Source organism: Pseudomonas sp. PS02303 (assembly GCF_029959925.1).
In the GTDB taxonomy this organism is placed as follows: Bacteria; Pseudomonadota; Gammaproteobacteria; order Pseudomonadales; family Pseudomonadaceae; genus Aquipseudomonas; species Aquipseudomonas mandelii.
The window spans coordinates 1-12,425 of record NZ_JASCOM010000179.1 but is presented as its reverse complement, the minus strand read 5'-3'; the positions used below and the strand labels follow the sequence as shown (position 1 = coordinate 12,425).

The window sequence follows — 12,425 nt, the reverse complement described above, 5'->3', positions numbered from 1 at the left end:
GGCAAGCCTCGCTCCTACAAGGACAACGTAAAACGTGTAGGAGCGAGGCTTGCCCGCGAAGAACGATTACGCGGTCTGCGATCAGAATTCCAGTGTGCTGGACAACGAGATCTGCCGCGAATCCCCCATCGACACAAAGAACCGGCTCGCCGCCGAGGTGTAGTAGGTGCGGTCAAACAGGTTCTTCACGTTGAGCTGAAACTTGACCTTCTGCCCTTCGACCTTGGTGTCGTAGGTCGCGAAGGCATCGGCCACGGTGTAGCTCGGCAGGTCGAAATCGTTGACCGCGTTACCCGCCCGCTCGCCAACATACCGCGCGCCCGCGCCGACCCGCAGTTGATCGCCGCCCACAATGGTGCCGAAGTCGTAGACCGCCGACAGCGAGCCGCTGTTCTTCGCGACGTTTTGCAGTTTTTTGCCCTTATAGGTCGGGTCTTCGGTGACCTCGGCATCGGTGTAGGCATAGCTGCCGATCAGGCTCCAGCGGTCGCTGAGCTGGCCGCTCAAATCCACTTCAAGACCCCGGGAGCGTACCTCACCGGCGGCGCTGTAAATCGTCACCGGGCCTTCGGAGTTGGCCACCAGCACGTTGCGTTTCTTGATGTCGAACAGCGCGACGTTGCCGGTCACGCGCCCTGGCATGTCGAGCTTGGCGCCGATTTCCCACGACTTGGCTTCTTCCGGCGCGACGCTGCCGTCGAGCACGGTGCTGCTGCCGCTCAACGGCGCGATGGTTGAGTTGGGTTTGAACGATTCGGTGTAGCTGCCGTAGAACGACAGTTCATCGGTGAACCGATAGACCAGACCGGCGCGCGGCACCCATTTCTGACCGTTGCTGTCGGTGTTGGCCTGGAACGGCACGCCTTTGCCGGCGTATTGGTCGTATTCCTGGAAGCGTGCGCCTGCGACGAAAATCCATTGATCGGTGAGGTGGATCGAGTCCTGCAGGAAGATCGAATCGCTGCGCAGTTCATCGGTCTGCGCACTGTCCGCCGGGCTGACCGTGGTGCCGGCGACTTCGCGGCCATAGACCGGGTTGACGTAGCTGAAGGTGCTCAGGCTTTTCTGGCGGATCAGGTCTTCGCGGTAGATCTTGCGGTATTCGTCATCGATGCCGAACACCAGGTCGTGTTGCATACCCAACACGTTCACCTTGCCTTCGAGGCTGGCGGTGGTGAAACGGTCGGTGCTGATCGCGTTTTGAGTGCCGTCCATGCTACGGGTCAGCGTGCCGCGTCGGGTGTCGATGGCGGTGACGCGCACCTGGCTGGCGTCGTAGGTTTCACGGTTCCAGCTGTAGCCGAAATGAGCGTTCCAATTGTCGTTGAGCTCGTGATCGGCCTCGAAGTGGTACAGGTCCGAGCGGCCTTCCATGTTGTTGAAGGGCTCGTCCAGGCGTTCATTGCGCGAGATGTCCAACGGATGGTTGGTGCGCGGATCGATGACCGTGCCGCGGTCGAACGGGGTCAGGAACTCGCGGTGTTCGTAGGAAAACAACAGCGTGGTGCTTTCGCCGAACCACGCCAGCGACGGCGCCACCAACGTCTCGCGGTGGGTGCCGAAGTTGCGCCAGTAATCTTCGTCTTCGTGGTCCAGCACCATACGGTAAGCAAAGCCGGAATCACCCAGTGCGCCGGTGCTGTCGAGGCCACCACCGCTGCCGTTTTTACCGTCGCCGTAGGTCGAACCGCGCAGTGTCAGGGCGTTGTATTGCTCAAGCTCGGGTTTCTTGCTGACCATGTTGACCACGCCGCCCGGGTCCTGGATGCCGTACAGCAGCGAGGCCGGGCCCTTGAGGACTTCGACCCGGTCCACGGTCGCATTCATGCCGCGGCCCTGCACGATCGGCATGCCGTCGCGCATGATCGAGCCGTTGCGGTTGTCGCCGAAACCGCGGGTCATCACCGAGTCCTGGGTGCTCGCCAGCGTGTTGCCCTGAGTGATGCCGCTGACGTTGGCCAGCGCATCATCCAGATTGCGCGGCGCCTGATCGCGAATGACCTGGGCCGGAATGACGTTGACGGTCTGCGGGATGTCCTGGAGCAAGGCCGACGAGCGCATCACCGAGCTGGTGGGCGGCGGCTGATAGCTCATGGACTGATCGGCCACCGAGTTGATGGTGGTGGTGCCCAGATTCAATGTGCCGGCGCTGGGCAGCGGTTCAAGCACCAGGGTGTGAGCATCGCTACGGCGGAAGGTGAGGCCCGAACCGCTGAGCAAACGCTGCAGGGCCTGCTCGGCGCTCAACGGGCCATTGACCGCCGGGGCGGTGAGCCCGTAAGGCGCTTCATCGGTGTAGACCACGCTGATTCCGGTGACGCGGCTGAAGTCGCTCAAGGCCTGGGGCAGCGGTTTGGCAGCGATGGCGAAGCTGAACGGCGTAAGCGGCTGCGTATTGCCCGCCTCAGCGGCCGATGCGACGCTCGAAGGCAGCAAGGCCAACGCCGACATACTCAGTGCAGAAGCACCCAACCACTGTTTGACCGAACCCGGTTTTGCCCTGGACTTCATTGCTCATTGACCTGTGTAGAACCTACGGGATGCGAATGACTCGCAGTTTCAGTCACTACACGGATGGGGGTTGGGTTTACCTCATCATAATTTTGAAAATAATTTTTTGCGGGGTGATGTGGCGTTAAGCCTGACGCCTTCGCGGGCAAGCCTCGCTCCTACAAGGATCGCGCGAACCTGTAGGGGGGCGGGCTTGCCCGCGATGGGGCCGGCAGCCTCACCGCAAAATAATCAGATGCCCCATCACCTTGGTCTGCTCAAACCCCAAAACGCCCTGCAACGAACCCAACACCGCCTGCGGATCCTTGCTCGGAAAACTGCCACTGACCCGCCGCGCGGCCAGTTCATCGTTGAGCAGCACAATCCGCCCCGGGTAATAACGCCCCAGATCCTGCACCACATCGGCCAGGGTGACCTTGTAGTAATTGAGCCAACCCTGACGCCAGGCCAGTTGCGCTTCACTATCAACCACACGCAGCTTTTGCGCCGAACCTTCGCCATACGCCACTTGCTGGCCAGCGGTCAGAATCTGCTGCTCGGCGTGCCTGTCCGCTGTCACGCCGACCCGTCCTGACAGGACCGTGACCTGCGCACCATGGGGCTGCAAACGTACTTCGAACTGAGTGCCGAGCACCCGGGCCTGGCCCTTTTCAGCGTCGACCACAAACGGATCACCCGTGTGGGTCACGCTGAAGAATCCGGCACCGCGACGCAGCTGAACGTGGCGCTCGCCGCCACTGAAATCCACGGCAATGGCGCTGTCGGCGTCCAGCGTCACTTGCGACTGATCGGCCAGCGTCACGGTGCGAATTTCACCTGGCGCAGACACATAGTCCGCCCCCAGATCATCGATCCAGCGCATCGGCTGCCAACCCGCGCCGATGCCGATCATCAGCACCAGGCTCGCGGCCATGGCCAGCGCGCCAGACCAGCGCCGCACGCCGGTGCGTCGGGATCGGTTCATCGCATTGAGGTAACCCTGCAAGGCGAAAGCGTCTTCATCGGCCAGGGTTCGTGCGGGCATTTCGCTCAACTCCCACAGCACTTGCGCCTGGGCATAAGCCTCGGCGTGGGCGGGATCGGCCTGGAGCCAGCGGCTGAAAGTGAGTTGATCGCCGCTGCTCGGCTGGTCGTGCAACAGGCTCAGCCAGGCGAGTGCAGCCTGCTCTTGAGCGGGCGTCGGGGTGACGCGGTCGAGTTGATTCACGGTGCTTTCCCTGGCGTGCGCGTTGGCGGTTCCCGCAAACTGGCCTTGCAGGCATCGAGGGCGCGCATCATGTGTTTTTCCACGGCGCTTTGGGACAGGCCCATGGCCTTGGCGATCTCCGCGTATTTGCGGCCATGGATGCGGTTGAGCAGAAAGATTTGCCGGGTACGTTCCGGCAATGCGCGCAACGCCGCTTCGACGTGACGCAGGTCGTTGCCCGCCTCCAGCGCCGCTTGTGGTTCGCTGCCCTGGCTGTCCGGTTGATCCGGCATCCAGCCTTCGTTGACCCGCACCCGCGTGCCTTCGCTGCGCAAATGGTCGATGGCGATGTTGCCGGCGCAACGCAGCAGGTAAGTGCTGAGTTCCTCGACCTGCACCAGCGGACGCCGCCAGAAACGCAGAAACAAGTCCTGCACCAGATCGGCGGCGGTCGCGCGGCAGCCGACACGCCGGCTCACCAGCGCTTCCATCTGCGAACGCTGGGACAGGAACACCTGAAGGAAATGCGCACGGGCGCCGCGATATTCGTCGTCGCGGGATTCCGGGGGATCGCTGGTCATCACTGCGCCAACACGGCGACGGGACTGGCAAGCAGGCTCAACCCAGCCAACGCCAGGGCCAGTCGCGGGCGATAAGGCATCAACAACACCAGCAGCAAGGCGCTGAGCATCAGCACCGCAAACCACTCCACCAACCCGAGCCCCCAACCGGTTTTCGCCACCGCCGCCCACAACGAAACTGCCAGCAGCAACCAGCCGCCCAACTTGAACGTTTTGCGTCGCCGGGCAGACGGCTGGCGCCCCAGCAGTTCGCCGTGATGCCGATCCATGGATAAACACAGCGCGGTGAAACCGCCGTAGCAGAGCAGCAGGGCCAACAGCATTCAGTTCACCTTTTGCTCAAGCATGATCAATCGGGCGCGTTCTTTGGCGACGCGAACGGTCTGCCCGGTGCGCTGCATTTTCCAGGCAACCCAGGCCAGGAACAGGCCACTGCCCAGGCAGGTCAGATCGAACCCGGCGAGCGTCCAGTCACCTTGAGCCAGCGTCACGCCCAAGTGATACGGCGTGGTCAGCGCGTTCAACAGCGGCACGCCGCAGAACAGCATCGCGGCCAACGCCAATTGCTCGATCCATGCCGCGCGACCACAGCGGAACACTGCGTGAACCACGCTCAAGCCCCAGACGATGAAGAAGCTGTTCACTTCCCACTCCGCCCGGGTGGCCATCTCCACCGGCAGCAACCGATTGGCCCAGAAAAATGCCGCCACCGCGACCACCAGCCCGGACATGCTGGCAATGTTCAGCACTTCCACCAGCCGCAGTTCGAAGGGCATTACGCCGCTTTTCACATGTTTGAGCTGACGCTTGCCGAGCCAGATCACCAGACCGGTTCCGATCATCGCCGTGCTCGCCAACCCGCAGATGAAGTACAGCCAGCGCAGCACGGGGCTCGCGAAATGGCCCATGTGCAAGCCATAGAAACTGCCGGCGATGGCCATCGGCACCGGTTGCTGTGGCGTGGCGCTGAGTTGCTGGCCGGTCACGCCGTGGAAGGTCACCGCGCTGCTGGCGTCATAAATCACGCGGTCTGCATCATCCCTTGAGACGACAATCGAGGCATACGCATCCCCCGGATTGTTCACCGTCAGCCGTTCCGCCCGGCCGCCCGACCACTGCGCGCGCGCCCGCTCCAGCAACGGCGCCATCGGTGCCAGTTCCGCCGGTTTGCCGGCCAGTTCGGGCGTGCCGGAGGCCGGGAATACCTCCGCGTAAAACGCGCGGGGATCGCCTTTGTACGAAGCCAGGATGCTCGCCGGCATCACCATCGCCATGAAAATCACCAGGCTGCTGTAGGTGATCATCAGGTGAAACGGCAACACCAGAACGCCCACCGCGTTGTGCCCGTCCAGCCAGGAACGCTGGCCTTTGCGCGGGCGGAAGGTGAAGAAGTCCTTGAAGATTTTCTTGTGGGTGATGATCCCGGTGATCAAACCGATGAACATCACCATGGCCGCGATGGTCGACAACCAGCGGCCCCACGGATAGGGCATTTGCAGCTGGAAGTGGAAGCGATAGAAGAAATCGCCGCCCATCGATTCGCGGCCCTGCACTTCGCTGCCGGTTTGCGCGTCGAGCAGTTTCTCGGTGAATTGCCCGCGCTCGCCGGGCTTGGCCGGGGTCTGTTGCCAGCGCACTGACAGGCCCGGTTCCCGGGCACTCGGCAGGTCGATCAACCAGCGCGAGGCGCCGGCTGCGTGTTGCTGGAGGTAGTTTTGCGCCAGCGTCAGACTGGCTTCGGAGGTCACCGCACGCGCCGGTATCTCGGGCTGCATCCAGTGACTGATCTCGTCCTTGAAATAGGCGAGCGTGCCGGTCAGGAAAATCGCGAACAACAACCAGCCGAAGGTCAACCCGGCCCAGGTGTGCAACCAGGCCATCGCCTGACGAAATCCCTCTTTCATGCGTGGCCCATCCAATTAGCCAACCCCGACACCGCCGCCAGCAGCAGGCTCGCCAAGATCAATCCGAACCAGGCTCGCCAGGCACTGCGACAGGCAAAACACCAGAGCACCGCGATCAGGTAGGCCAGAAACGAGCTCATCATCCCGGTCACCACCGCTTCGGCCCGGGCCATCGGCAACCATGAACTCAAGCTGACACTGGCCAGCGCTGCGACGATATAGCCGCCCAATACCGCGGCCAGCACTCGAGAAGTGACGGCCAATCGATAAGGAACGGGGAGCGTGCGGGTTTTGCCTTTCATGGTTCGACCTTGAAACCAGGTGAGGCCGCATGAAAGTCATGGGGCCAACAAGACCGCAATATTAATGATAAATATTCTCATACGCAAAAGAGTTCCTATGAGATCGACTGTTCCGGACAGTCCGATTGCGATGCGAGGGGTGCCGAGCCGCTGATCCGCGGGCTCGGGAACGATCAGTTGATTAATCGGCAAAACGAAAACGGGCCTGCATGTGCAGGCCCGTTTTTAAGGGTGGAGAGCGGAAAGGTTAAATGTGGATCAGGCTTCAGCCGTTTTGCGCAGCCTGTTCGTTCTCGAGAAATTCATCTTCCAGCAGCGCATCGGCAGTGGGTCTTTCGAACGGCACCAAAGCGGCACGTGGTTTGCCCCGCAGTTTGCCGAACAGATGCTCAAGCGCATGTTCGAGTTTTTCCGCCGCACCGTCGATTGCTTGCTCCAGGGTGTCGGCTTTATGAGTGACAGAAATCGGTTGGTGGCCTTTTGGCCGCGCTTCCAGTTGGCAGCGCATGTCATGGGGACCTGGCTTGTCGCCATTCTCGTCCCGCAGATGAACCTCGACGCGTGTCAGGTCCTCTTCATAACGTTCGAGCGTGCTCTCAATGGTAGTACGTACCCACTCCTCCAGTCGGATGCTGCTTTGAATATGGTTATCACTGTTGACTTGGATTTGCATAGTTCATCCCTTATTTCAGCTAGCTCGCGAGAGGCGCATCGGCTGGCCCTTGGGCGTCATCACCGTGACCTCTTACTTACACAATCGGTCTGCGCGAAGAACATTTCAACCCCTAAAAAAAGATAAATATGGATTCGCAAAAAAAGTCGGACAACCACCAAAAGCGCTGTTAAGGTCGGGAGTTGGGTCGCCTCTCTCCCCAGTCACAATTGCTCACATCTGTCGCTCCGCCAGCGGGTGCAGACTGCGGAAAATCCCCGCCTCTTCTACCAGCCAGTCATGCACCGCACGCACGCCCGGATGGCTCAGCGCCCCTGGCGCATAGAGCAGCACGTAGCGTTTGTGATTGGGCACCGCCAGCCCGAACGGCACAATCAACGTCCCCCGCTCCAGTTCATCGTTAAGCAACGTGCGCCGCGCAATTGCCACGCCCATGCCGGCAATCGCCGCTTCGATGGTCAGGTGATTGCGGTTGAAGGTATGCCCGCGCCGCACGTCCGCGCCTTCGAAGCCGATGGCATTGAGGTAGAACTCCCATTCTGCGTATTCGTAACTGCCGCGCCAGGCGGTGATGTCGTGCAGCAACGGAAAGTGCACCAGGCCCGCCGGACCGTGCAGCGGCGGTCGGCCACGTAGCAGGCTCGGGGCGCAGACCGGGAATATCTGCTCGTCGAGCAAGGTTGTGGATAACAACCCGGGATAACTGCCGTCATTCAGGTCGATCGCCAGGTCGAAGTCCCCTTCATGCAACGGCACGCTGCTGTCCTCGGCCACCAGGCGCAATTGAATGTCCGGAAAGCGCTGCTGCAAGCGTGGCAGGCGCGGGGTCAGCCACTTGCTCAGGAACGATGGAATCGAACGCACCCGCAGAATTCCGCTGATCATTCCGGCGTCCAGTCGTCGCAATTCCGCATCGATGCTGCCGTAAGCCTCGTTGACGGTGATGGCCAGTCGCTGGCCCTCGGCGCTCAATTCCACGCCGCGCGCACGACGGTGAAACAAGCGAAAGCCCAGCCGCTCTTCCAGTTGGCGGATTTGCTGACTGACCGCACCCGGCGTGATGTGCAGCTCTTCGGCGCAGCGGGTGAACGACAAGTGCCGCGCGGCACAGGAAAACACGTGCAGCCAGACGTAAGTCTGGGCGTGCAATTGGCGACTCATTGTTTAGTCCTGCTAAAGGCTGTCTTAGGAAGTTTCGTTGGTCATGTAGGACCGAGGTCGGCAGTATCGCCGACATTGCGCTTGTCCTACAAAAATGGCAGCGATTTCTCTTCCATTGCTTGTATAGGCTTTAGCATGGCTATCAGTGTTTTCGATCTCTTCAAAGTCGGCATCGGTCCGTCCAGTTCCCACACCGTCGGCCCGATGCGCGCCGCCGCGACCTTCGCCCAGGCACTGATTGACCAGAATTTGCTCGACGCCGTCCGTCGGGTAGAAATCCGCCTTTACGGCTCCCTTTCCGCCACCGGCGTCGGCCACGCGACCGACCGCGCCTGCGTGATGGGCCTGATGGGCGAATGGCCGGACAGCATCGATCCGACCACCATCGACAGCCGAATCCAGACCTTGCGCGAAACCGGCGAACTGACTCTGGCCGGCAACAAGACCATTGCCTTCAACTGGCAACGCGATCTCCTGCTGCTCGATGAGAGTCTGCCCTACCACCCCAACGCCATGTCGCTGACAGCCTTCGGCGAAACCGGTGAGCTGTCGGAGCAAACGTACTACTCGATCGGCGGCGGTTTCATCATCGAAGCGGCGGAAGCCGAGTCCGGCATTGCGCCGGTCAGCGATGTGGTGCTGCCCTACGATTTCTCCAGCGCCGCCGAATTGCTCAAGCTCTGCAACCAGCACGGCTTGCGGGTTTCCGAGTTGATGATGGCCAACGAACTGGCCTGGCGCAGCGAAGCCGAGATCCGTCAGGGCTTGCTGCACATCTGGTCGGTGATGCGTGAGTGCGTCGAGCAAGGCATGCGTCACGAAGGCATCCTGCCCGGTGGTCTGAATGTTCCGCGCCGCGCGGCGAAACTGCACCGCAGCCTGCTGGAAATCGGCAAACCGAATGTCATCACCTCCACGCTGTCGGCCATGGAGTGGGTGAACCTGTTCGCCCTCGCCGTGAACGAAGAAAACGCGGCGGGCGGGCGCATGGTCACGGCACCGACCAACGGCGCAGCAGGGATCATTCCGGCAGTGTTGCACTACTACATGAAATTCAACCCGGACGCGTCGGACGATGACGTGGTCGCCTTCTTTTTGGCTGCGGCGGCCGTAGGCATTCTCTGCAAGAAAAACGCGTCGATCTCCGGTGCCGAAGTCGGCTGCCAGGGTGAAGTCGGTTCCGCCTGCGCCATGGCCGCCGCCGGCCTGGCCGACGTGCTCGGCGCCACGCCCGAGCAACTGGAAAACGCCGCCGAAATCGGCCTGGAGCACAACCTCGGCCTGACTTGCGATCCGGTCGGCGGCCTGGTGCAAGTGCCGTGCATCGAGCGCAATGCCATCGCGGCGGTGAAGGCCATCAATGCCACGCAAATGGCCCTGCGCGGCGACGGCAAACACTTCATTTCCCTGGACCGGGTGATCCGCACCATGCGCGATACCGGCGCCGACATGCATGACAAATACAAAGAGACTTCACGGGGCGGCCTGGCAGTGAGCTGGGTGGAGTGCTGAGGAGCATTCCCTGACCGCCTGCAACACGTGAGCCCGAGCAAGAACAATAACGAGGCCAAACGATGACCGATGTACGTACACCTGCTGCCGAAAACCCCGCTGTAGACCTGACACGCAATAGCGAAATAACCCACAAGGGCTGGAGCAAACACGACACCACCTGGATGCTCGGCCTCTATGGCACGGCGATTGGTGCCGGAACGCTGTTCCTGCCGATCAACGCCGGCGTGGGTGGCTTCTGGCCGCTGCTGATCCTGGCAGTGCTGGCATTCCCCATGACCTACTTCGCTCACCGGGGCCTGACCCGCTTCGTGCTGTCCGGCCGTTCCGGGGACATCACCGAAGTCGTTGAAGAACACTTCGGCATCGGTGCAGGCAAGCTGATCACGCTGCTGTATTTCTTCGCGATCTTCCCGATTCTGCTGGTGTACAGCGTGGCGCTGACCAACACCTTGAGCAGCTTCATGGAGCATCAGTTGCACATCGCCCCCCCACCACGAGCGATTCTGTCGCTGGTGTTGATTCTCGGTCTGATGGCGATCGTGCGCTGCGGCCAGGGCGTCATCGTCAAATGCATGAGCGTGTTGGTTTACCCGTTCGTCGCGGCGTTGCTGCTGCTCGGCGTCAGCCTGATCCCGAACTGGAACGGCGCGTTCTTCGCCACTGCCAGCGAAGGCATGCCGTTGCCGCTGTTCTTCAAAACCCTGTGGCTGGCGATTCCGGTGATGGTGTTCTCGTTCAACCATTCGCCGATCATTTCTGCGTTCGCCGTTGACCAGAAACAGCGTTACGGCGAACAGGCCGAACGCAAGAGCAGCGGCATCCTCGCCATCGCCCACGCGATGATGGTGGTGACGGTGATGTTCTTCTGCTTCAGCTGCGTGCTGGCACTGTCCCCGGCTGACCTGGCGGCGGCGAAGGCGCAGAACATCTCGATCCTGTCGTACCTGGCCAACCACTTCCAGACCCCGGTCATCGCTTATGCCGCGCCGCTGATTGCGCTGGTGGCGATCACCAAATCCTTTCTCGGCCACTACATCGGCGCCAGCGAGGGCTTTCAGGGCCTGATCGTGAAAAGCCTGCGCGGCCGTGGCCGGGTGATGTCGGCGAGCTGGCTGAACCGCATCACGGCGCTGTTCATGATCCTCAGTTGCTGGGCCGTGGCGACCTTCAATCCGAGCATCCTCGGCATGATCGAAACCCTCGGCGGGCCGATCATTGCGTGCCTGTTGTTCCTGATGCCGATGTACGCCATCCGCCGCGTGCCGGCCTTGCGCCAGTACTCCGGGCAAGTGTCGAACGTGTTCGTGGTGTTGATCGGTTTGATTGCACTGTCTGCGATCATCTACTCGTTCATGCCCTGAAACGGGCAGGCAAAAAGAAGGCGGGCCAAGGTGCCCGCCTTTTTTTGGCCGCGATCATTGTTCGACAATTTTTCCGGCATGGCCCTTGCTACATCACCTGCGAGGCAAAAGGACTTTTGAAAACCTCAGCGAGCGGCTTGCCGATGGTCCGGTAACGCGAACCAACCCGATCATGGCCGGTCAACAACTGCACGTTCAATCAGGCGGTGACGCATCATGGACAACCCTTTTCAGCTCATTACCGATGCCTTTGCAGCGGATTATCAGATCAACCTGAGCATTCAGGGTCTGGACGGCAGCATCATGCTGACCCTCTCCAACAGCGGCCATGTGGTTGCCAAGCGGATGATCAGCGCCGAACAGCGCAATGACCCCAAGCGCCTCAAGCGCCTGGTGCAAAGCATTCAGTTCGGCATCGCCATTGAACAGGGCCACAGCGCCGTGGCCATCCTCGAAGCCATGACCGATGGCGACAATCGCAACCTGCCGCCACCCTTGGCCAAAGCCCGGCCTCGCCCGACGATGGGCCTTTAAATCTCGCCCTTCTCGACGTCTGGATGCTCACCGGAACCCGTACCGATCTTGCGTTGCGGGTGCTCGATCTTCACCGAAGGGAACTGCGACGAAGCGTAACGCACCACCAGGATCGCGAACGCCAACAGCAGAATCCCGCCGCACAGGTAGATGATCCCCAGGTCCGGCGGATTGTGGTGCGAGACGTTGGAGATCAGCAGCCGCGTCAGCGCCGTGATCGCCACGTAGATCAGGAAGCGCACCGGCATGTGGTTGGTCTTGAAGTAAATCCCGACCATCGCCCCCAGTTCCAGATAGATGAACAGCAGCAAGATGTCATCGATCTTGATGTGCCCTTCTTCGATCATCCCCAGAAATTCCATCACCGCCGCCCATGCGGTCACTGCACCGATGGCGAACAGCGCCAGGTAGTGGAAGGTCTCGACGAACAGGTTGCCCAGGGACTCTGCCAATTGATGCACGTTCTGCCGCAGGTTCTCGGCCCAGTTGATTTTCACGATGATTCTTCCTTAGCTCGGTTCGAGCGGATAATGCGGTTTTGACGTGACGGTTGTTCTGCATGCAGAAAAAAGGCCAGGGGCTGTTGGGTGAGATGGCGATGGGCTGCCACGGGGCACTTTTTTGGTGTCTCGTCGGGCCCTTCGCGGGCAAGCCTCGCTCCTACAGATCACATCAACCTGTAGGAGCGAGGCTTGCC

General features: G+C 61.1%; 12 protein-coding genes. 3 read left to right on the top strand and 9 right to left on the bottom strand.

Annotated elements, in window-relative coordinates; translation table 11 throughout:
- Window positions 1-81: 81 nt before the first annotated feature.
- The 8 genes from QMX98_RS26035 to QMX98_RS26000 form a co-directional block, all read right to left on the bottom strand.
- Window positions 82-2,511: a TonB-dependent receptor gene (locus tag QMX98_RS26035; protein ID WP_282411582.1), complete on the bottom strand. Its 2,430-nt coding sequence runs from the start codon at window positions 2,509-2,511 to the stop codon at window positions 82-84.
- Between the two features lie 217 nt (window positions 2,512-2,728).
- The gene (locus QMX98_RS26030; RefSeq protein WP_282411581.1) at window positions 2,729-3,718 is read right to left on the bottom strand and encodes a FecR family protein; all 990 of its coding nucleotides are present in this window, start codon (window positions 3,716-3,718) and stop codon (window positions 2,729-2,731) included.
- Window positions 3,715-4,278 (bottom strand): RNA polymerase sigma factor, encoded by a 564-nt coding sequence (locus QMX98_RS26025; protein ID WP_010463165.1) that lies wholly within the window; start codon window positions 4,276-4,278, stop codon window positions 3,715-3,717. The genes QMX98_RS26030 and QMX98_RS26025 overlap by 4 nt, the downstream gene beginning before the upstream one ends.
- Window positions 4,278-4,601 carry a DUF3325 domain-containing protein gene (locus QMX98_RS26020; RefSeq protein ID WP_010463167.1) on the bottom strand — a complete coding sequence of 108 codons (324 nt, stop codon included), beginning with the start codon at window positions 4,599-4,601 and terminating at the stop codon, window positions 4,278-4,280. The genes QMX98_RS26025 and QMX98_RS26020 overlap by 1 nt, the downstream gene beginning before the upstream one ends.
- Complete coding sequence (locus QMX98_RS26015) at window positions 4,602-6,182, bottom strand: PepSY-associated TM helix domain-containing protein (RefSeq protein ID WP_282411580.1); 1,581 nt, start codon at window positions 6,180-6,182, stop codon at window positions 4,602-4,604.
- Window positions 6,179-6,484 (bottom strand): DUF3649 domain-containing protein, encoded by a 306-nt coding sequence (locus QMX98_RS26010; protein ID WP_154503170.1) that lies wholly within the window; start codon window positions 6,482-6,484, stop codon window positions 6,179-6,181. The genes QMX98_RS26015 and QMX98_RS26010 overlap by 4 nt, the downstream gene beginning before the upstream one ends.
- Before the next feature lie 265 nt (window positions 6,485-6,749).
- A complete protein-coding gene (locus tag QMX98_RS26005; RefSeq protein ID WP_010463173.1) occupies window positions 6,750-7,157 on the bottom strand; it encodes an HPF/RaiA family ribosome-associated protein in 408 nt (135 codons plus the stop codon).
- Window positions 7,158-7,370: 213 nt separating this feature from the next.
- Window positions 7,371-8,318, bottom strand: coding sequence for a LysR substrate-binding domain-containing protein (locus tag QMX98_RS26000; RefSeq protein WP_010463175.1), 948 nt, complete (start codon window positions 8,316-8,318; stop codon window positions 7,371-7,373).
- A gap of 135 nt (window positions 8,319-8,453) precedes the next feature.
- Between QMX98_RS26000 and QMX98_RS25995 the strand changes: the two genes are divergently transcribed.
- The 3 genes from QMX98_RS25995 to QMX98_RS25985 all read left to right on the top strand — a co-directional run bounded on the left by QMX98_RS25995 (window position 8,454) and on the right by QMX98_RS25985 (window position 11,728).
- Window positions 8,454-9,830 (top strand): L-serine ammonia-lyase, encoded by a 1,377-nt coding sequence (locus QMX98_RS25995; protein WP_282411579.1) that lies wholly within the window; start codon window positions 8,454-8,456, stop codon window positions 9,828-9,830.
- Window positions 9,831-9,892: 62 nt separating this feature from the next.
- A complete protein-coding gene (locus QMX98_RS25990) occupies window positions 9,893-11,194 on the top strand; it encodes an HAAAP family serine/threonine permease (protein WP_010463179.1) in 1,302 nt (433 codons plus the stop codon).
- 216 nt (window positions 11,195-11,410) lie between these two features.
- Window positions 11,411-11,728, top strand: coding sequence for a DUF3509 domain-containing protein (locus QMX98_RS25985; RefSeq protein ID WP_010463182.1), 318 nt, complete (start codon window positions 11,411-11,413; stop codon window positions 11,726-11,728).
- Here QMX98_RS25985 and QMX98_RS25980 read toward each other — a convergent pair.
- Window positions 11,725-12,225 (bottom strand): phosphate-starvation-inducible PsiE family protein, encoded by a 501-nt coding sequence (locus QMX98_RS25980; RefSeq protein ID WP_077750195.1) that lies wholly within the window; start codon window positions 12,223-12,225, stop codon window positions 11,725-11,727. The two genes, QMX98_RS25985 and QMX98_RS25980, sit on opposite strands and share 4 nt — an antisense overlap.
- Between the last annotated feature and the right edge of the window lie 200 nt (window positions 12,226-12,425).

Bases quoted from the DNA above. Each gene is read 5' to 3' on its own strand.
- QMX98_RS26000 (WP_010463175.1), bottom strand. From the start codon at position 8,318: ATGAGTCGCCAATTGCACGCCCAGACTTACGTCTGGCTGCACGTGTTT.
- QMX98_RS26025 (WP_010463165.1), bottom strand. From the start codon at position 4,278: ATGACCAGCGATCCCCCGGAATCCCGCGACGACGAATATCGCGGCGCC.
- QMX98_RS26010 (WP_154503170.1), bottom strand. From the start codon at position 6,484: ATGAAAGGCAAAACCCGCACGCTCCCCGTTCCTTATCGATTGGCCGTC.
- QMX98_RS26035 (WP_282411582.1), bottom strand. From the start codon at position 2,511: ATGAAGTCCAGGGCAAAACCGGGTTCGGTCAAACAGTGGTTGGGTGCT.
- QMX98_RS26015 (WP_282411580.1), bottom strand. From the start codon at position 6,182: ATGAAAGAGGGATTTCGTCAGGCGATGGCCTGGTTGCACACCTGGGCC.
- QMX98_RS25990 (WP_010463179.1), top strand. From the start codon at position 9,893: ATGACCGATGTACGTACACCTGCTGCCGAAAACCCCGCTGTAGACCTG.
- QMX98_RS26020 (WP_010463167.1), bottom strand. From the start codon at position 4,601: ATGCTGTTGGCCCTGCTGCTCTGCTACGGCGGTTTCACCGCGCTGTGT.
- QMX98_RS26005 (WP_010463173.1), bottom strand. From the start codon at position 7,157: ATGCAAATCCAAGTCAACAGTGATAACCATATTCAAAGCAGCATCCGA.
- QMX98_RS25985 (WP_010463182.1), top strand. From the start codon at position 11,411: ATGGACAACCCTTTTCAGCTCATTACCGATGCCTTTGCAGCGGATTAT.
- QMX98_RS25995 (WP_282411579.1), top strand. From the start codon at position 8,454: ATGGCTATCAGTGTTTTCGATCTCTTCAAAGTCGGCATCGGTCCGTCC.